This window comes from Candidatus Brevundimonas phytovorans (assembly GCA_029203145.1).
Classification (GTDB): Bacteria; Pseudomonadota; Alphaproteobacteria; order Caulobacterales; family Caulobacteraceae; genus Brevundimonas; species Brevundimonas phytovorans.
The window spans coordinates 1,995,391-2,014,993 of record CP119309.1; the positions used below are offsets into that span (position 1 = coordinate 1,995,391).

A 19,603-nucleotide genomic window follows, 5' to 3' on the forward strand; every position below is an offset into this window, starting at 1 on the left:
CCCCACGGGGGCTGTTGAGCCAAACTAATAGGGCGGCCCCTTGCGAGGCCGCCCCTTAAAGTTTTGTCATATTCCGCGAAACCGGAGCCGTCCCGGCCTACTTGCGCTGGTCCGCGCTGACGGCGCGCGCGGGGCCGAACTCCGACCCAGCCTTCCATTGCGGCCAGTCGCGGCTGTTGGCCAGGGCCTGGCCGGCGTCGAAGACCACCTGCAGATCCTGGATCATGCCGCCATAGTCCCAGTTCGGCTCCCACTCGTCGGCGGCCTGGTGATAGCGGTTGGCGCGGTATTCCGCTGCGGCGGCCAGGCGCGGCGCGATCGGCTCGTCCACATAGTCGCCGGTCGAGGACAGATAGCCCATCGGCACCCCGCGCTTGGCCAGCGGGAAGTGGTCCGAACGGAAGTAGATGCCGGCGCCGGCGCCCGCGTCTCCCTCAAAGCCGCGCCCTTGCGCCGCGGCCAGGGCAATGACCCGCTCGTCCAGATCGGACTGGCCGTAGCCCGTCACGCCGAGCTTGCTCATCCGACCCAGCACGCTGGTCGCGTCCAGGTTGAAGCCCGCCACCGTGGTCTCCAGCGGATAGAGCGGATTGGCGGCATAGAACTCGGAGCCCAGCAGACCGCTTTCCTCGCCGGTGAAGCTGATCATGACGATGGTCCGCTCGGGCCTGGGGCCCTTGGCCCACTGGCGCGCCAGCTCCAGCAGGCCCGCCGTGCCCGAGGCGTTGTCCACGGCGCCGTTGAAGATACGGTCGCCGCTGGCGTCCGGCTCGCCCATGCCGATGTGGTCCCAGTGGCCGGTGTAGAGGATGGTCTCGTTCGGGTGGGTCGCGCCTTCCAGCTTGGCCAGGACGTTGTGGGTGGTGATCTGATCGGTCTTCACGTCGAATTTGGCGTCGATGGTCGCGCCCTTCAGCTCGACCGGCTGGAAGTCGCGGCTGCGGGCCTTGATCTTCTCCTGCTCGAAATCGAGCCCGGCGTGGCGGAACAGGTCCACAGCCACGTCGCGCTGAATCCAGGCCTCCATCGGCACCCGTTCGGCCGACGGGTTCTGACGCACGATGTCGAACTGCGGCACGGACCAGGAGTTGGCCACCGTGGTCCAGCCATAGGAGGCGGGCCGCGTCTCATGCACGATCAACACCCCCGCCGCGCCCTGACGCGCCGCCTCTTCATACTTGTAGGTCCAGCGACCGTAATAGGTCATGGCCTCGCCGCCGAAGGTGTTCAGCGCCGGTTCCTCGAAGTCGGCGTCGTTGACCAGCACCACGATGACCTTGCCGCGCACATCGGTCTTGAAGTCGTTCCAGTCGCGCTCGGGCGCGTTCGTGCCGTAGCCCACGAAGACCAGCGGCTTGCCGCGCAGGTCGACGCCGTTGCCGGGCAGACGGGTGGTGATCGTCGCCTGCTGGCCTTGCGTCAGGGCCTGGGTCCAGTCGCCGACCTTGATCTGGCCGCTGACGTTGGAGACGGTGAAGCGGTTCAGGCCGACCGCCTGGGTCCAGCCGCCGTTCTCGCCGCCGGGGGCGAAGCCCGCCGCCGCATATTGCTGGCTCAGGTAGTCGATGACCTTCTGCTCCGCCGGGGTGGCGATGCCGCGCCCCTCGAAGCTGTCGTCGGACAGGACCTTGATATCGTTGGAGATGCGCGCCGCATCGAAGTCGGGGGTCGGGCTGGACGTCTGGGCGACAGCGCCCGAAGCCAGGGCGGCGGCGAACAACAGGACGGCGGCGGACGACATCAAACGCATGGAAAGACCCCTCGACGAATACAGAGGCCCGGACCCTATCGGCCGAAATCCCCCGAGTCGATGCGGCCTTTCCTGCCTCCAGGCATGAAAAAACCCGCCGGATCGCCCCGGCGGGTCATCTCGTCTCGAAGGGGTTCGCCTTAGTGGGCGACGCCCTTCCAGATGCGGCGGTAGCTGGCGTAGGTGATCCCTGCGAACAGCAGCAGGAAGATCAGCACGCCAAAGCCCATCTGCTTGCGCTCGGTCGCCTTGGGCTCGGAGGTCCAGGCGATGAAGGCGGCGACGTCCTTGGCCATCTGGTCGACGCTGGCCTTGGTGCCGTCGTCATAGGTGACCTGGCCGTCGCGGAGCGGCGCGGGCATGGCGATGAAGCCGCCCGGAGGAACGTGTCCCTTGCCTTCCCAGAACGGAGTCAGGTCGCCCGCCATATAGGGGTTGTAGTGCTGGGCCGAGGTCATCTTCAGACCGGCCGGCGGGGTCACGTAGCCCGACAGCAGCGAGTAGATGTAGTTGGCGCCGTCGTGACGAGCCTTGGCCATGACGGACAGGTCGGGCGGGGCCGCGCCGCCGTTGGCGGCGGCCGCAGCCGTGGCGTTCGGATAGGGCGACGGGAACTTGTCGGCGGTGGTGGCGTCGCGCATCAGCGCCTCGCCCGTCTCGCTGTCGATGTCCGGGACCTGAACTTCCTTGGCCAGAGCCTTCACGACCGGGTTGTCGTTCGGGTTCGGATACTCCGGGTTCCAGAACGGGCCGTGCTTGTCGCCCAGGTTACGGAAGTGCACCAGGTTCATGCTGTGGCACGAGGAGCAGACTTCCTTGTAGACCTTGTAGCCGCGTTGCAGCTGGCCCTGATCATAGGTGCCGAACGGCCCCTCGAAGCTGAAGCCGCCTTCGCGCGGATGCTTGGCGCCCCCGGCGGCCATCGCCGGAGCGGCGATGGCGACCAGGCCGACAGCGGCCGTCAGGGAAACCAGAACTTTACGGAAGGACACGGTTTTCTTCTCGTTCGAAATCATCGCGTTCAGCCCTTCTGCTCGGTGACGGGCAGGACCGGCTCGGAGATCGTCGCCGGGACCGGCAACGGCTTCTCGCGCAGGCCCAGGAACGGCATCAGCACCAGGAAGAAGATGAAGTAGTAGGCCGTCAGGAAGCGCGTCAGCCACAGGTAGGAGTTCAGCTTGCCGTCACCCAGGGTGAAGCTGGGCATGCCCGGAATGACCGGGGCGTCCGGCAGTTGACCACCGCACCAGCCGAGGCCGAAGCAGACGACCAGGAAGATGACGAAGCAGGTGCGCATCGTCGGGCGGTAGCGCATCGAGCGCACCTTGGACGTGTCCAGCCAGGGCAGGACGAACAGCACGCCGATGGCGCCGAACATGGCCACCACGCCGCCGAACTTGTCGGGGATGGCGCGCAGGATCGCGTAGAACGGCAGCATGTACCATTCCGGGACGATGTGGGCCGGGGTCTGCAGCGGGTTGGCCGGGATGTAGTTGTCGGCGTGGCCCAGGGCGTTCGGCTGATAGAAGACGAAGACCGAGAACAGGATCAGGAACAGGATGATGGCGAACCCGTCCTTGACCGTGAAGTAGGGGTGGAAGGGCAGCATGTCCTTCTTCTGGCGGTCCTTCGGGATCAGGATGCCGACCGGGTTGTTCTGACCGGCGGCGTGCAGCGCCCAAAGGTGCAGCACCACGCAGCCGGCGATGACGAACGGCAGCAGATAGTGCAGCGAGAAGAAGCGGTTCAGCGTGGCGTTGTCGATCGCCGGGCCGCCGCGCAGCCAGATCAGGATCGGCTCGCCGATGACCGGAATGGCGCCGATCAGGTTGGTGATGACCTCAGCGCCCCAGAAGGACATCTGGCCCCAGGGCAGGACGTAGCCCAGGAAGGCGGTGGCGATCATCAGGAAGAAGATCAGGCAGCCGACGATCCAGATCATCTCGCGCGGCGCCTTGTAGGAACCGTAGTAGAGACCGCGCAGCATGTGCAGATAGACGGCGATGAAGAACATCGACGCGCCGTTGGCGTGCACGTAGCGGATCAGCCAACCGCCGTTGACGTCGCGCATGATGCGCTCGACCGATTCAAAGGCCAGGGCCGTGTTCGGCGTATAGTGCATGGCCAGAACGATGCCGGTGATGATCTGCGTCATCAGGCACAGGGCCAGGATGCCGCCGAAGGTCCACCAGTAGTTCAGGTTACGGGGGGTCGGCAGGTTGGCGTAGTCCATGCCGAAACGGATGATCGGCAGGCGGGTGTCCATCCACCGCTCAATCGCGGTTTTGGGGACGTAGGTGGATTCGTGATCGCTCATGGGTCCTCTGTCCGTCCTCAGCCGATTTTCACGCGGGTGTCGGACACGTAGTCGTAGGTCGGCACCACCAGGTTCTTCGGCGCCGGGCCCTTACGGATACGGCCCGAGGCGTCGTAGTGCGAGCCGTGGCAGGGGCAGAACCAGCCGCCGTAGTCGCCCGAACCAAAGGTCGGAACGCAGCCCAGGTGGGTGCAGGACCCGATGACGACGAGATACTTCTCGTGGCCGGGCTTGGTGCGCTCGGCGTCCGTCTGGGGCTCCTTCAGGTCCGGGGCGTGGTCATCGGCGATGACGCGCTTCAGCTCGGCCGGCGTGCGGTAGCGCACGAAGACGGGCTTGCCCTGCCACTTGATGACGACCTGCTGGCCTTCCTGAACCTTGGTCAGATCGAATTCGATCGACGCCAGGGCCAGGGTGTCGGCGGCGGGGTTCATCTGGTTGATCAGCGGCCAGGCCACCATCACGCCCGCACCGACTGCGGCGGCGCCGGCTGCGATGTGGATGAAATCGCGGCGGGTGGCGTCGCCGCCCCCGTGTTGGCCATCAGGCCCTTCAGCATTCACGACCGATTCGGCCACGCTCTCACCTCTGCACTCCCGATCGCCCGCCCCGAAAGGGGTTGGTCGTCGGCATGGATCGTCCCTGCGGAACGGCAGAAGATGCCTGCGGCCCTTGGATTACAGCCACGATCGCAAGCTGCTGATGCAACTTGCGAAACGGTCGCAACAAAGACCGCGACAAGACCCCGCCCCGCGCGTATGACGGCCTTAGAATGCGTCTCGCCCTTTTTCAACCTGACATCCCGCAGAATGTGGGCGCCTGCATCCGCCAGAGCGCCTGTTTCGACGTCGAATTGCACGTCATCGAGCCTGTCGGCTTCCGTTTCGACGACCGCGCCATGAAGCGCGCGGCGCTCGATTATGGTCCCCTCAGCCACATGACACGCCACGCCGACTGGGACGCCTTCCAGCGCGACCGCCCGCCGGGACGGCTGATCCTGTTCACGACCAGGGGCGCCGCGCCCCTGACCGACTTCGAATTCCAGCCGGACGACACCCTGCTGTTCGGCAAGGAAAGCGCCGGCGCTCCCGACTACGTCCACGCCGCCGCCGACGCCCGCGTCTTCATTCCCATCCACCCGGACACCCGCTCGCTGAACCTGTCGGTCAGCGCCGGCATCGCCCTGTGGGAAGGCCTGAGGCAGTTGGGTGAGTTGCCGGTGCGCTAAGCTTTCTCCCTCCCCTTCATGGGGAGTGAGAAACTACGTCCCCCTACTCCGGCGCGCCGTCGTTCGGCAGTTGCGCCAGGTTCGGCCGCTCGCCGCGCTGGGCCGTGGCGGCGCGTTCCACCGCGCGCATGGTCCGCAGCAGGTTCTCGCCGGAAATCTTGCGGATGTCGGCCTCGGACCAGCCGCGACGCATCAGCTCGGCCAGAATGCGCGGATAGGCCTCCACGCTCTCGACGCCCTCCGGCAGGCTGTCGACGCCGTCGAAGTCGCCGCCCAGGCCCACATGGTCGATGCCCGCTACGTCGCGGACGTGCTGGATGTGGGCCACCACGTCGTCCAGCGTCGCTCGGGGCGCCGGGTTGGCGGCCTCCCAGGCGGCGACGCCCGCCTTGACCGCGTCGGGATCGCCGGGGTTCAGGGCGGTCAGGCGCGAGACCTCGGCCGAGCGGGCCGCCCCGGACGCGCGCACGGCCTCGCTGATGAAGCCCGGCACGAAGGTCACCATGACGATGCCGCCGTTGGCCGGCATCTGGCGCAGCACGGCGTCGGGCACGTTGCGCGGATGGGCCGTCACCGCCCGCGCCGACGAGTGCGAGAAGATCACCGGCGCCGTCGAGACGCGGATGGCGTCGAGCATCGTCTCTTCGGAGACGTGGCTCAGGTCCACCATCATGCCGATGCGGTTCATCTCCTTGACCACCTGCTCGCCGAAGGGCGACAGGCCGCCCCACTTGGGCGCGTCCGTGGCGCTGTCGGCCCAGGTCGTGGTCTTGGAGTGGGTCAGCGTCATGTAGCGGGCGCCGGAATCATAGAACTCGCGCAGCAGACCCAGGGAATCGTCGATCGAATAGCCGCCCTCCATGCCGATCAGGCTGGCGATGCGGCCCGCCTTGTGGATGCGGGCGATGTCGTCGGCGGTCGTGGCGATCTCGAACACCGAGGGATAGGCGGCGGCGATGCGCTTGACCGTGTCGATCTGCTCGAAGGTGGCCTTGGCCGCCTCGACCGGCTCCAGGCTGGCCGGGACATAGACGGACCAGAACTGGGCGCCGACGCCGCCCGCGCGCAGGCGAGGAATATCGGTGTGAAGCCGCGTCGTCGCCGCCAGATTGGTCGCCAGATCAACGCGGTAGGGATCATTACCAAAGCCCTGCCGCAGGGCCCAGGGCAGGTCGTTGTGGCCGTCGATCAGCGGGGTGCGGCGCAGGATCTGCAGCACCTGCGCCTGCCCCGCAGCGTTGTCGGGCATCGGCGACTGAGCGATGGCGGGTCCGGCCAGAACGGCGAGCGAGACGGCGGCAAGCAGGGTGGTGCGGATCATGTCGGTCCTCAAAACTGATGCGGCCACGCTGGCACAGGCGGCGCGGCATGGGAACCAGGTCTGATCTGGATCAAGGCCGGCTTTTCTCCCCGCGCGCATGAACCGCGCACCGCACACTGTTCACAAAGGCCGTCCGTCATGGTTGAAGCCCTGATGATCCAAGACACCCCTACCCTGATGGTCGAGCACCGCGAGCGCGCCCGCGTCTGGTTCGAGACCCTGCGTGATCAGATTCACGCCGGTTTCGAGGCCCTGGAAGACGCCGCCCCCGCCGACCTCTTCCCCGGCGAGGCCGGCCGCTTCGTGCGCACGCCCTGGGACCGCAAGGAAGGCGGCGGCGGCGTCATGGGCATGATGCACGGCCGCCTGTTTGAAAAGGTCGGCGTCCACTGCTCGACCGTCCACGGGACCTTCCCCGCCGACTACGCGAAGAACGTTCCGGGCGCCGAGGAAGACCCGCGCTTCTTCGCCACCGGCATCAGCCTGATCTGCCACCCGGCCAGCCCGCGCGTCCCGGCGGTGCATATGAACACCCGCCTGATCTCGACCACCAGGACCTGGTTCGGCGGCGGCGGCGACCTGACGCCGGTGCTGGACGCGGATCGCCGCCAGGATCACCCCGACACAGAGGCCTTCCACGCGGCGATGAAGGCCTCGTGCGACGCCTATGACCCGACCTGGCACGCCAAGTACAAGCAGTGGTGCGACGAGTACTTCTTCCTGCCCCACCGCAACGAGCCGCGCGGCACCGGCGGCATCTTCTACGACCACCACGACAGCGGCGACTGGGAGAAGGACTTCGCCTTCACCCAGGACGTCGGCAAGGCCTTCCTCGAGGTCTATTCGAAGATCGTCGCGGGCCGCATGACCGAGGCCTGGACGCCCGAGGAGCGCGAGGAACAGCTGATCCGGCGCGGCCGCTACGTCGAGTTCAACCTGCTCTACGACCGCGGCACCATGTTCGGGCTGAAGACCGGCGGCAACGTCGAGTCGATCCTCAGCTCCATGCCGCCCGTGGTGAAGTGGCCCTGATCTAGGCGACCTTCGACCGCTCGCTGAGCGCCATCACGCGGGCGATCCCGTCGAACAGGGCGGCCAGGGTCAGGGGCTTGGTCAGATGGCCGTCCGCCCCCGCCGCCCGACCCGCCTCGACGTGCTCGGCCATGGCGTTGGCGGTCAGCATCAGGATCGGCGTCCGCGCCCGGCCCGCCTGGGCCTCGAAGGCGCGGATGGCGCTCGTGGCGGTCAGGCCGTCCATCACCGGCATCTGCATGTCCATCAGCACCAGATCGAAAGCCTCGCGCTTGAAGGTCTCCAGCGCCTGCGCCCCATCCTCGACCGCAACCAGCTCCATCGCGGTCGCGCCCAGGATGATCTCGATGACCTTGCGGTTGGCCGGGTGGTCGTCGGCCAGCAGCACCCGCAGCGGCTGTTCGCGCACGTCGCCCGCCAGTTGAACCGGCTCGACGGCCTCGACCGGGGCCTCGACCGGCGGCAGGGGGATCTCGAACCAGAAGCGCGAGCCCTCGCCCGGAGTGCTTTCGCACTCCAGCCAGCCGCCCATCAGCTCGACCAGTTCGCGCGAAATCGCCAGCCCCAGCCCCGTCCCGCCGAAGCGCCGCGTGATCGAGCCGTCGGCCTGCTGGAAGCGGCCGAAGATGCGGGCCTTCTGCGCATCGTCGAAGCCGACGCCGGTGTCGGTGACGACGAAGCGGACGTCGCCTTCCACGCCCGGCTCGACGGTCAGCGTCACCTGCCCCTCGGCGGTGAACTTCAGGGCGTTGCTGACCAGATTGGTCAGGACCTGGCGCACGCGCACGGCGTCGCCCTGGACCAGGCGATCAAAGGCCGGATCGACATGGGCGACCACCGCCACCCCCTTGGCCTCGGCCGGAATGCGCCACAGGGCCGCCACGTCATGCACCGCCCGCCCCAGATGGAAGGGCGCCGGCTCGATCGTGACCTGGCCGGACTCGATCCGCGCGCTGTCCAGAATGTCGGACAGCAGGCGTTCCAGCGTGGCCCCGGATGAGCGGATGACCTCGACCATGTCGTGCTCGTCGGGGTTGAGGTCGCGCTGCCCCAGGGCGTCGGCCATGGCCACCACCCCGTTCAGGGGCGTGCGGATCTCGTGGCTCATATTGGCCAGGAATTCGCTCTTGGATCGATTGGCGTCCTCGGCGCGACGGCGGGCCTTGCGCAGTTCCGCCCCCTGCCGCCACTGCCAGATCAGGGTCAGCAGGGCCGACAGCATGAAGACCACGCCGATGCCGACGATCCAGTTCTGCCAGCGGATGACCGTGCGCTGCAGTTCGGTATTGGCCCGCGCGGTGTCCAACTGCTGGCGCCGGCGATCCAGCTGTTCCTGAATGTCGCCCGTGACCTGACGGATTCCGGCGCTGAACCGCTGCGAGGTCTGAACGTCGCGGTCGCGCTGATAGGTGCGCAGCACCTGGAAGGCCTCGGTCGAGCGCCCCTGGGCGAACAGCAGCTCAGCCTCGACCAGGGCCACATGGGAATCCACCCCGCCGTGGCCGTCGAAACGACGCAACTGCTCCAGGTCGCGGCGCGCCCCGTCCAGATCGCCCGTCCGCGCCCGCGCCACGGCGCGCAGCGGCAGAATCTCCAGCCTGAGGAAGGCCGCCACCCCCAGGTCTTCGCCATAGGGGGCGAGGCAGCCCAGAACCTCCAGCGCCTCATCGCGAGCGTCCGCCACCTGGGCGCACAGCGCCGAGTCATAGACCATCAGGTTTTCCAGCCCGGTTCTCAGGCTCAACCGGCGGTGGGCGGCGTAGTATTCCTGCGCCCGCCTCAGATCGCCGACCTGAACCGCCATCTTGGTCAGGTTGTAGAGGCTGTCGAAATCCGGGCGCGGATAGGCGGGGTTGGCGTAGTCGATTTCGAACCGGCGAAAGGCGATGGTCGCCCCCACCACGTCGTTCAGCTTCATCAGCCCCATGCCGGTCATTTCCCACAGACCGGAATGGGCCGTGTTGGCGAAGGCGTCTTCGTCGGGGATGTCGGTCTCGGCCTGATTGAGCAGCTTCAGCCCCTCCCCGACCCGATCCTGATCCATCAGGGTCAAGGCGGTCAGGCGCGCGGCATGGGCGCGAACGAACCAGTCGACGCCGTTGACGGCCATCCGGTTCATTTCCTTGTCGACGTTCAGGTCGCCCTGGTCATAGCGGGCGCTCAGGTCGTTCAGATGGGCCACCTGGATGAAACGCTGGTCGCGCTGGGCTCGCGCCTTCTCCTCCAGCCGGCGGTTCCAGAAGGCGGCGCGCTCGAACTCGCCCTGGTTCTGGACGATCCAGACGACATGATAGATGCGGTTCAGTCCCTCGCGGTCCCGCCGCCGGTAGGCCGCCTCGCCGAAGGCTTCAAGCTGAGCGAAGCTGGTCCGAGAGGCGCGCTGCTCCACGGCCCGCAGCAGATCAGCCGACGGGCCCTGGCCTTGCGGCTGTGTCTCGGTCGGGGCCTCGGCTTGCGCGTGCGTCTGCCCCTGGGCCTGAACCAGGCCCGGCGACAGCAGAATGGCGATCGCGAGGACCGTGGCGTTGATGGGCGACATGAGACTTCCAGACTGAAGCCTCAGACTGGCACGGCAGAAGTTAGCGTTCAGCGAACGCGCCCGGCGTCCCTGTCAGATGCCGCTGCCGTCCGCCTCGATCGGCGGCGGGGTCAGCAGCAGATACGCCCTTATCCACGCCGTCAGCACCGCACGGTCGTTGGCGCCCTCCAGGCTCAGCAAGGCCTCGTCCGCCAGATCATGCGGGATGCGGTCGCCGCGTCGCCCCTCGATCAGGGCGGCGGCATAGGCGGGCTGGAACTCCGGGTGGCACTGGAAGCTGATGGCGTCCTCGCCCCAGGCCAGACCGGCGTAGGGGGTGAAGGGGCTGGAGGCGATGACCCGCGCGTCGGGCGCGACGGCGACCACCTGATCCTGATGCGACACCGGGATGGCGATGGAGGGCGCGCGCGGGTGCATCCACGGCTCGTGGCCCACCACGTCATAGCGATGCAGGCCGACGCCCCAGCCCTTGTGCGACTTCTCGACCTTGCCGCCGAAGGCGTGGGCCAGAACCTGATGCCCGAAGCAGATGCCCAGCAGCCGCGTCCGCCCCCGCGCCGCCTTCAGCCAGTCCACCAGAGGCGAAATCCACGGCAGGTCGTCATAGACTCCCGCCGCCGAGCCGGTGACGATGGCCCCGGTGTAGATCGACGGGTCTTCCGGCAAATGCCCCGACTGCACGTCGAACCGCACCGTCGGCACGTTCTCGCCCAGCAGGGCGCGGAACCGCGCGGGATAGTCGTCAAAGGCGTCCCGCAGATGCTCGGGCGGGTGGCCGGTTTCCAGGATGGCGATGCGCGTCATGGGGGTGTCCGTCGGGGAGGCGGCCCCAACAGATGCGGGAGAAGTTCCGCAAACGCAAACGGAGCCGTGGCGTCGCTCCGCCACAGGCCCTGACGCCTGGAGGGGCGCCATTCGCGCCCAGCCATCACAATGACGCTGGCCGGAGCCTTGATTTATCAGCCTGTTTCAACCGACCGCCGCCAAACCCATTGCCCCGCCCCAGACCGCGCTATCATGCCTGCGTTCTTTGACATCACCACCCGCGCCGCCGCCGCCCCAGGTTCCGGCCAGCTTCAAGCCTCGCGGCAAGCCCGAGGATGACGGCGGAATAGAGGGACGCAGAGGCCCGCTCACGCCCGCCGCCTATTGCACCCATTGCACTGTTTTTTTCTGATCGCAGTGCAATCCAGGCCTCAGCCGGCGCGCCAGACCTCGGCCCGCGCTCCCGCCTCGCCCAGGGTCGCGGCGACCCAGCCGCAGATCTCGGCGGCGGCCGCCTCTGCGCCCGAGGGCGGATTGACCACCGTCATGGTGCAGCCGTTCATCTTCATCGGATTGTTCAGCGGGCGCAGGCGCGCCTCGGCCACCAGCACCCGCCCGACCTTGGCTTCTTCCAGACGCCGGATGAAGCCGTCGAAGGTCTCCATGTCCTTCAGCGGGGTCCAGATGGCCACGGTCGCCGTGCGGTCATGGCGCAGGATGGCGGCGGCGGTCTCGGCGGAACGCACATAGTCGTCGGGCCGCTCGAACGGCGGGTCGATCAGGACCAGAGGCCCCTTGGTCGCCTTGGCCGCCTTCAGCGCCTCGACATAGCCGTCGCCCTGATGGCCCTCGGCGGTCGGCCAGTCGGCCAGGGCCTCGGCCAGCATGTCCTGCACCGGCGGATGGAATTCGAACCCGACATAGCGCTCGCCGTCCCGCAGCGCCCGCGCGATCAGCAACGGCGAGCCGGGATAGAAGCGGACGCCGCCGTCGGGGTTCAGGGCCGCGACCTCGGCGGCCAAAGCCTCGATCAGCGGCGGACGGTCCTCGGCGGTCATCAGCCGCGCCACGCCCGCCTCGGCCTCACGCGAGCGCGCACCGTCGCCCGACAGGTCATAGAGGCCCGCGCCCGCATGGGTGTCGATGACCGTGACCGGGCCCAGGGCCCCGGTCCGGGCCTGCCGCTCCTTCAGCAGCCACAGCACCAGGGCGTGCTTGACCAGGTCCGCGAAATTTCCGGCGTGAAAGCTGTGACGATAGTTCATGCCGTTCCGTCCCTCGCCCGGCCTCTCCGGTCAAGAGGAACCGGCGCGGGCCGCAGTCCGTTGGCGTCCCACGTCTCAGGATCACACGCCATGCCCGACGGCCCCGCCCGCCTCCCCTCCGCCCCCGACATCCCCGAGGGCCTCAGTTGGTGTCGTGACGACCGCCCCGGCCTCAGCCGCCGCCGGGCGGGCAAGGGTTTCTCGTATCGCGGGCGCGACGGACAGCCGATCCGCGACGCCCGGACCCTGGCGCGCATCCGCGCCCTGGCCATTCCCCCGGCCTGGACCGAGGTCTGGATCTGCCCCCACGCCAACGGCCACATCCAGGCGACGGGGCGCGACGCGCGGGGGCGAAAGCAGTATCGCTACCACCCCGACTGGACCCGCCACGCCGCCACCGACAAGTTCGACCGCCTGACCGCCTTCGCCCGCAAGCTGCCGAAACTGCGCGCCCGCGTGGACCAGGACCTGTCGCGGCGCGGCCCCTGTCGGAACAAGGTGCTGGCCACCGCCGTGCGCCTGCTGGAGATCACCCTGATCCGCGTCGGCAACGCCGAGTACGCCCGCCAGAACCGCAGCTTCGGCCTGACCACCCTGCACAAGCGGCATCTGGAGGTCGACGGCGCCGCCCTGACCTTCGAGTTTCGCGGCAAGAGCGGCAAGGACCACCGCGTCAGCGTCCGCGACCCGCGCCTGGCCCGCGCCATGCGCACGCTCGAGGGCCTGCCCGGCCAGCAACTGTTCAAATACCGCGACGGCGAGGGCGTCCTGCATCCCGTCGCCTCGGACGACGTCAACGCCTATATCCGCGACGCCATGGGCGAGCAGTTCTCGGCCAAGGATTTCCGCACCTGGGCCGGCACGGCAGCCGCCGCGCGCGCCCTGCGGGTCATGGAACCGCCGACCTCGCCCACAGACGCCCGGCGCAAGATCACCGTCTGCGTCAAGGCGGTGTCCGGCCTGCTCGGCAACACCCCGACGGTCTGCCGCGCCGCCTACGTCCACCCGCGCGTGCTGGAGCTCTTCCAGACCGCCGCCCTGTCCGACGCCCTGCCCGGCCCCGACGCCCAGGGTTTCGAGCCCGCCCTGATGCGGCTGCTGGCCCCGCCACGATGAAATGACGGTTGTTTCATTTGAGCGATCATTGTTCGCCTGACTACTGCACTCGGCTCGGACAGCAGAGGACACGTCGATGGACCACCGCCTTTCCAACCGCTTCCTCCGACTGGCGGTCCTGTTCGCCCTGATCGGCATGGGCCTGGGCTACTGGATGGGAGCGACCGAGCAGTTCGCCGCCGCCCCGGTGCACGCCCACATCAACCTGCTGGGCTGGGTGTCGATGGCCCTCTACGGCCTCTTCTACCGGGTCCAGCCGGGCGCCGCGCAGGGCTGGCTGCCCGCCCTCCATTTCTGGGTGGCGGTGGTCGGCCTGCTGATCTTCATGCCGGCCCTGGCGGCCAAGCTGCTGAGCGGCCCTGATCTCCAGGCCTTCGCCAACACAGGCCTGGTCGTCGGCCCCAGCCTGACCCTGCTGTCGATGGTCCTTTTCGTGGGCATCGTCTTCCGCGCCACGGGCCCCCGCGCGGTCGATCCCCACCCTCAGTGACGATAGATTTTCTTTTCCACGTCAAGGATCTAACCCTATACATTGGCGAAAAGAGGGGATGAGCACCCGACAGGTATTAGAAATTCTACCCGCTCAAGTGAACGATCATCGTTTGCCGACTTGAGGCCGAACCCAGCACATCTCCCCTCACAGCATCTGCTCCGAGGGGATCATGTCAGCAGCCATCCACCCGCTTGCCCGCCGCCTTCTGGTCGCCACGGCGCCCGCCGCCTGCGCGGCGGCCTGCCTGGGCGCGCCGACGCTCGGCTGGGCCGAGGCGGACGAACAGGCCCGGCCCACGCCCGGCGTCGCCAGCGTCGGCGACATTGTCGTCACCGCCCGTCGCCGCGACGAGCGGGCCCAGGACGTGCCCATCGCCCTGACGGTGGTGAACGAGGAACTGCTGGACCGCACCGGCGCCTATAACGTCGGCCAGATCACCCAGCTGGCGCCCAGCGTCCAGTTGCTGACCTCGAACCCGCGCAACACCGCCATCACCATCCGGGGCCTGGGCGCCAGCTACGGCCTGGCCAACGACGGGCTGGAGCAGGGCGTCGGCATCTATGTCGATCAGGTCTATTACGGCCGCCCGGCCACGGCGACGCTGGACTTCGTCGATCTGGAGCGGATCGAGATCCTGCGCGGGCCGCAGGGCACCCTGTTCGGCAAGAACACCACGGCGGGGGCCCTGAACATCACCACCCGCGCGCCGTCGTTCACGCCCGAAGGTCAGGCCGAGCTGAGCGTCGGCGACTACGGCTTCCTGCAGGCCAAGGCGACCTTCTCCGGCCCCCTCATCGAGGAGAAACTGGCGGGCCGCTTCTCGGTCGTCTCCACCCGCCGCGACGGCCTGCTGGACAATGTCACCACCGGCGAGAAGCAGAACTCGCAGGACGCGATCAGCCTGCGCGGACAGTTGCTGTTCCAGCCCAATGACCGGCTGAGCGTGCGGCTGTTCGCCGACTACGCCGACCTGACGCCCGACTGCTGCACCCAGGTCTATGTGACGGCGGGCCAGACGCAGAAGCCCCTCGCCCAGCAGTTCGCGGCCCTGGCCGCGGGTCGCGGCTACGCTCCGCCGAGCACCAACCCCTACGACCGCCTCGCCGACGTCGACAGCGCCATCCAGGCCGACCAGATCCACCGGGGCGCCTCGGCGGTCATCGACTATGATCTGGGCTGGGGCGTCCTGACCTCGGTCACGGCCTGGCGCGCCTGGGACTGGGGACCAAAGAATGACCGCGACTACACAGCGCTGGACATCACCCGTCAGTCGGCCAACCCGTCGTGGCAGGACCAGTGGAGCCAGGAACTGCGCCTGTCCTCGACCGGATCGAACCGCATCGACTGGACCGTCGGCCTCTATGCCTTTCATCAGGCGGTCGAGACGCACGGCGTCACCGAATATGGCGCCGACGCGACCTACTGGCTGCTCAGCCCGACCCTGCCCGACGCCCTGCTGGACGGCTACAAGGTCTTCAACGACAGCCGGATCGAGACGGATTCCTACGCCGTCTTCGGCCAGTTCACCTGGAACATCACCGATCGCCTGCACCTGACGCCGGGCCTCCGCTACACCAATGAAGAGAAGTCGGGCGCCTATGCCGCCACCACGACGGGCGGGCTGGCGACGACTGACGCCACGCTGATCTCACGCCGCCTCGGCATCGCCCGGCCGCAAGCCTATGCCGCCGATCTGGCGGACGACGACCTGTCGGGTCAGGTGTCGCTGGCGTGGAATGCGACGCCCGACGTCCTTGCCTACGGCAGCGTGGCGCGAGGCTACAAGTCAGGCGGCATCAACATGGCCGGCATCCCCAACCTGCCCAATGGCCAGCCCTCCCTGACCAACGCCGTGGTCAAGCCCGAGGTGGTGACCACCTGGGAGCTGGGCCTGAAGACGCAAGCCTTTGACCGCCGCCTGACCGCCAACCTCGCCGCCTATCGCACCGATGTGGAGGACTATCAGGCCAATGTCGTCGACAGCGGCCCCGGCGCCCTGCGCGGCTATCTGGCCAATGCCGAGAAGGTGGTGATCCAGGGCGTCGAACTGGACGCCTTCGCCCGCCCGAACCGCAATCTGGACCTCTACGTCAATGTCGCCTGGACGGACGCCCAGTACGACTCCTTCGCCAACGGCCCCTGCCCGCTGGAACGGATCGGGGCCGCGACCGTGGCCTGCGACCTGTCGGGTGAGAAACTGCCCGGCGTTTCGCCCTGGGCCGCGTCGATCGGCGGCGAGGTTCACGGCGAGGGCGGCTTCCTCGGCCTGTCGGGCGAGGTCTTCGCGGGGGCGGACGCCAGCTATCGCTCGACCTACAACTCCGACGCCTCGGTCTCGCGCTACACCGAGATCGAGGGCTATTCGATCCTGAACCTCAGGGCCGGTTTCCGCGCCGCCAACGGCTGGGAGGCCTTCGTCTGGGTCAAGAACGCGCTGGATGAGGACTATCTGCAGTTCGTCAGCATCCAGTCCGGCAACTCGGGCCTGGTCATCGGCAATCCCGGCGACCCGCGCACCGTGGGGCTGACGCTGCGGGCGCGCTACTAGGCACGAAAAAGGCCCCTCGCCGACAGGGCGAGGGGCCTGATTTCATGGAGGCGTCAGACGCCTCAGTCGGCCCAGTTGAGCACGACCTTGCCCGACTGGCCCGAGCGCATGGCCTCGAAGCCCGCCTCGAAGTCCTGATAGGGCATCTGGTGGGTGATCAGCGGCGTCAGGTCCAGACCGGCCTTCAGCAGGCCCAGCATCTTGCGCCAGGTGGTGAACATCTCACGGCCATAGACGCCCTTGATGGTCAGGGCCTTCAGGATGATCGCGCCCCAGTCCGTCTCCATCGGCTTGGACGGAATGCCCAGCATGGCCATGCCGCCGCCCATGATCAGGGTGTCGACGCACTGCTTGAACGCGATGGGCGAGCCCGACATCTCCAGCGCCACGTCAAAGCCGACCTTCAGGCCCAGCTCGTGCATGACGTCGCGCAGGTCTTCCTTGGTGGTGTTGACCGTGCGCACGCCCGGCGCAACCTTTTGTGCAAGTTCCAGGCGGAAGTCGTTGATATCCGTCAGAACCACGGTGCGAGCGCCCGCGTGACGCGCCACGGCGGCGGCCATCATGCCGATGGGACCAGCGCCGGTGACCAGCACGTCCTCGCCCAGCAGGTCGAACTGCTGCGCCGTGTGCACGGCGTTGCCGAAGGGGTCCAGGATCGAGCCGATCTCATAGGGGACGTCGTCGGGCAGCTCGATGACGTTGAAGGCCGGGGCCACCACGAACTCGGCGAAGGCGCCCTGACGGTTCACGCCGATGCCTCGGGTGTCGGGGTCCAGGTGGAAGTGACCGGCGCGGGCCGCCTCGGAGTTCAGGTCGATGACGTGACCCTCGGCCGAGACGCGCTGACCGACCTTGAGGCGGCGATCCACGTCCTTGCCGATGGCGACGATCTCGCCGGCGAACTCGTGGCCGGTGATCATGGGCACCGGCACGTTCTTCTGGGACCACTCGTCCCAGTTCCAGATGTGGATGTCGGTGCCGCAGACAGCCGTGCGGTGGACGCGGATCAGCACGTCCTCGTCGCCCGCCACCGGGATCGGGGCGTCGATCATCTCGAGGCCGACGCCCGGCTTGGTCTTGGCCAGGGCCTTCATCATGTCCGCCATCAAATCACTCCCAGTTCTTTACCAGCCGTCGTGAACGCCGCCACGGCGGCGTCGATCTGTTCAAAGGTATGCGCCGCCGACATCTGGGTGCGGATGCGGGCCTGACCGCGCGGCACCACCGGGAAGCTGAAGCCGATCACATAGACGCCCAGTTCCAGCATCCGCGCCGCCATGTCCTGCGCCAGCTTGGCGTCGCCCAGCATGACCGGGATGATGGGGTGCTCGCCCGGCTGCAGGGTGAAGCCCGCCGCCGTCATGGCCGAGCGGAAGCGCGCGGCGTTGGCGAACAGCTGGGCGCGCAGGGCGTCGCCCTCTTCGCCGGCCGCGATGCGGATGGCCTCCAGCGACGAACCGCAGACGGCGGGCGCCAGGGCGTTGGAGAAGAGGTAGGGCCGCGCGCGCTGCTTCAGCAGGGCCACGACATTGGCCTTGGCGCAGATGAAGCCGCCCATGGCGCCGCCCAGGGCCTTGCCGAAGGTGCCGGTGACGAAGTCCACCTCGACGCCGTTCCAGGCATAGGAGCCGCGCCCCTTGTCGCCCATGAAGCCGGTGGCGTGGCAGTCGTCGACCATGATCAGGGCGCCGTACTGGTCAGCCAGGGCGCGGATGTCCTTCAGCCTGGCGATATAGCCGTCCATCGAGAAGGCGCCGTCGGTGGCGATGATGATCTCGCGCGCGCCGTCGGCCCGTGCCTGCTTCAGCTGGGTCTCGAGGTCGGCCATGTCCGAGGTGGCGAAGCGATAGCGCTTGGCCTTGCACAGGCGCACGCCGTCGATGATCGAGGCATGGTTCAGGCTGTCCGAGACGATGGCGTCGGCCTCGGTGAACAGGGGCTCGAAGATGCCGCCGTTGGCGTCGAAGGCGGCGGCGAACAGGATCGTATCCTCAAAGCCGAGGTAGTCGGCGATGGCGCGTTCCAGTTCCTTGTGGATTTCCAGCGTGCCGCAGATGAAGCGGACCGAGGCCGTGCCCGCGCCCCACTTTTCCATCGCCTTGACGCCCGCCTGGGTGACGCGCTCGTCGCCGGCCAGACCAAGGTAGTTGTTGGCGCAGAAGTTCAGAACCTCGCGGCCGTTCACCGAGATCACCGGCCCCTGACGCGAGGCGATGACGCGCTCGGGCTTGGTCAGCCCCTGCGCATCGATGTCGGCCAGTTCGGCGGAGATGCGGTCGTAGAAGACCGTATTGGTGCTCTGGGTCATGATTTCTCCGCTACGCTGAATTCAGGCAGGTTTGAACCCCCGATTTCAGGGCGCAGGGGCAGAACCAGCCGAGGCGTCGATCACCGGACGAAACGGACCGACACGAATTTGCTTCCCGCACGGCGTCAGGGCCAGCGGCAGGCTGATCTGAGCCGCGTCGCCGGGGGCGGTCAGGCGCAGGGTCTTGGCCTCGGGACAGGTCTTTTCGCCCTCCGCCTCGTGCGGCACGACATTCCAGGCCAGATCGAAATAGGCCTTGGCCTGGGGCTTCAACGGGACCGCCGTCGGCGGCGTGCCTTTCGCGAAATAGTTGCCCGGTTCCTGCACCCCCTTCACCGTCGTCAGGGCGCGCCCGTTGGCATCAGCGAGCGTCACAGTCGGATAGCCGGTCAGGCTGCATGTCTGAGCCCCGACGTTCTGCAAGGCCAGGGTGGTGACGCGGTTGCCCATGCCCGCATCGCCGCCCTCGACCGACAGCTTCAGGTCCGCCCCGACACAAGGACCGACCGGCGCGGGCGCCAGAACCGGGACCGGCCGGCTGCACCGCTCGATGATCGTCCCGCCCGTCGTCTCGTTCGGCGCCATTCGGCTGAGGGTCGCGCTCTCCTGGCCATTGCGGCTGGCGGTCCACCACTCCAGCCCCTGCCCGGCGTAGCGGGCGCCGCTGGCCGAGACCGCGCTGGTCAGGACGTAGTCGCGCCCGTCGTAGGACACCCGCGCCGTCTCCGTGTCGGGATAGGTGACGGCGATGGTCTTGCCGCTTTCGCAGGCATAGCCGACGGCGGCGGCGGGCGGCGTGGTCGGCGCCTCGATCGGGGCGCTCGGCGAGGGCGGCGGCTCCTGCGAACAGGCGGCGGCGGTCAGGCCGAGACAGGACAGCAGCACAACGGCGGAACGGGTCATGGGCCTCTCTTGGGC

The 19,603-nt window shown here is 67.9% G+C and carries 16 protein-coding genes; 5 read left to right on the forward strand and 11 right to left on the reverse strand.

What is annotated here, in order from left to right; genetic code table 11:
- Positions 1-97 precede the first annotated feature (97 nt).
- The 4 genes from P0Y52_09860 to petA form a co-directional block, all read right to left on the reverse strand.
- Entirely contained in the window at positions 98-1,750 is a 1,653-nt protein-coding gene (locus P0Y52_09860; protein ID WEK56853.1) for a M28 family metallopeptidase, read from the reverse strand.
- Between the two features lie 140 nt (positions 1,751-1,890).
- The gene (locus tag P0Y52_09865) at positions 1,891-2,766 is read right to left on the reverse strand and encodes a cytochrome c1 (GenBank protein ID WEK56854.1); all 876 of its coding nucleotides are present in this window, start codon (positions 2,764-2,766) and stop codon (positions 1,891-1,893) included.
- A gap of 5 nt (positions 2,767-2,771) precedes the next feature.
- Positions 2,772-4,067 (reverse strand): cytochrome b N-terminal domain-containing protein, encoded by a 1,296-nt coding sequence (locus P0Y52_09870; GenBank protein WEK56855.1) that lies wholly within the window; start codon positions 4,065-4,067, stop codon positions 2,772-2,774.
- Between the two features lie 17 nt (positions 4,068-4,084).
- A complete protein-coding gene (gene petA, locus P0Y52_09875; protein ID WEK56856.1) occupies positions 4,085-4,645 on the reverse strand; it encodes a ubiquinol-cytochrome c reductase iron-sulfur subunit in 561 nt (186 codons plus the stop codon).
- Between the two features lie 194 nt (positions 4,646-4,839).
- Between petA and P0Y52_09880 the strand changes: the two genes are divergently transcribed.
- Positions 4,840-5,295: a tRNA (cytidine(34)-2'-O)-methyltransferase gene (locus P0Y52_09880; GenBank protein ID WEK56857.1), complete on the forward strand. Its 456-nt coding sequence runs from the start codon at positions 4,840-4,842 to the stop codon at positions 5,293-5,295.
- 43 nt (positions 5,296-5,338) lie between these two features.
- Here P0Y52_09880 and P0Y52_09885 read toward each other — a convergent pair whose 3' ends face one another.
- On the reverse strand, positions 5,339-6,616 hold the full coding sequence (locus P0Y52_09885; protein WEK56858.1) for a dipeptidase: 1,278 nt from the start codon (positions 6,614-6,616) through the stop codon (positions 5,339-5,341).
- 177 nt (positions 6,617-6,793) lie between these two features.
- Here P0Y52_09885 and hemF point away from each other — a divergent pair, with 177 nt between their 5' ends.
- Positions 6,794-7,648 (forward strand): oxygen-dependent coproporphyrinogen oxidase, encoded by an 855-nt coding sequence (hemF, locus tag P0Y52_09890; GenBank protein ID WEK59474.1) that lies wholly within the window; start codon positions 6,794-6,796, stop codon positions 7,646-7,648.
- 1 nt (position 7,649) lies between these two features.
- Here hemF and P0Y52_09895 read toward each other — a convergent pair whose 3' ends face one another.
- The 3 genes from P0Y52_09895 to rlmJ all read right to left on the reverse strand — a co-directional run bounded on the left by P0Y52_09895 (position 7,650) and on the right by rlmJ (position 12,217).
- Positions 7,650-10,187: an ATP-binding protein gene (locus P0Y52_09895; protein WEK56859.1), complete on the reverse strand. Its 2,538-nt coding sequence runs from the start codon at positions 10,185-10,187 to the stop codon at positions 7,650-7,652.
- A gap of 72 nt (positions 10,188-10,259) precedes the next feature.
- On the reverse strand, positions 10,260-10,991 hold the full coding sequence (locus P0Y52_09900) for a type 1 glutamine amidotransferase (GenBank protein ID WEK56860.1): 732 nt from the start codon (positions 10,989-10,991) through the stop codon (positions 10,260-10,262).
- Between the two features lie 392 nt (positions 10,992-11,383).
- Entirely contained in the window at positions 11,384-12,217 is an 834-nt protein-coding gene (rlmJ, locus tag P0Y52_09905) for a 23S rRNA (adenine(2030)-N(6))-methyltransferase RlmJ (GenBank protein WEK56861.1), read from the reverse strand.
- A gap of 90 nt (positions 12,218-12,307) precedes the next feature.
- On the opposite strand from rlmJ, the gene P0Y52_09910 reads away from it, so the two are divergent.
- From P0Y52_09910 to P0Y52_09920, 3 genes are all read left to right on the forward strand, one after another.
- Positions 12,308-13,333, forward strand: coding sequence for a DNA topoisomerase IB (locus P0Y52_09910; GenBank protein WEK56862.1), 1,026 nt, complete (start codon positions 12,308-12,310; stop codon positions 13,331-13,333).
- 76 nt (positions 13,334-13,409) lie between these two features.
- Positions 13,410-13,823, forward strand: a complete 414-nt coding sequence (locus P0Y52_09915; protein WEK56863.1) for a hypothetical protein — start codon at positions 13,410-13,412, stop codon at positions 13,821-13,823.
- Between the two features lie 172 nt (positions 13,824-13,995).
- A complete protein-coding gene (locus tag P0Y52_09920) occupies positions 13,996-16,374 on the forward strand; it encodes a TonB-dependent receptor (GenBank protein WEK56864.1) in 2,379 nt (792 codons plus the stop codon).
- A 62-nt stretch (positions 16,375-16,436) separates the two neighbouring features.
- Here P0Y52_09920 and tdh read toward each other — a convergent pair whose 3' ends face one another.
- From tdh to P0Y52_09935, 3 genes are read right to left on the reverse strand one after another with little or no spacing between them, the layout of a single operon-like run.
- Complete coding sequence (gene tdh / locus P0Y52_09925; GenBank protein WEK56865.1) at positions 16,437-17,483, reverse strand: L-threonine 3-dehydrogenase; 1,047 nt, start codon at positions 17,481-17,483, stop codon at positions 16,437-16,439.
- The gene (locus tag P0Y52_09930; GenBank protein ID WEK56866.1) at positions 17,483-18,685 is read right to left on the reverse strand and encodes a glycine C-acetyltransferase; all 1,203 of its coding nucleotides are present in this window, start codon (positions 18,683-18,685) and stop codon (positions 17,483-17,485) included. The genes tdh and P0Y52_09930 overlap by 1 nt, the downstream gene beginning before the upstream one ends.
- 45 nt (positions 18,686-18,730) lie before the next feature.
- Positions 18,731-19,588, reverse strand: coding sequence for a DUF4232 domain-containing protein (locus P0Y52_09935; GenBank protein WEK56867.1), 858 nt, complete (start codon positions 19,586-19,588; stop codon positions 18,731-18,733).
- Between the last annotated feature and the right edge of the window lie 15 nt (positions 19,589-19,603).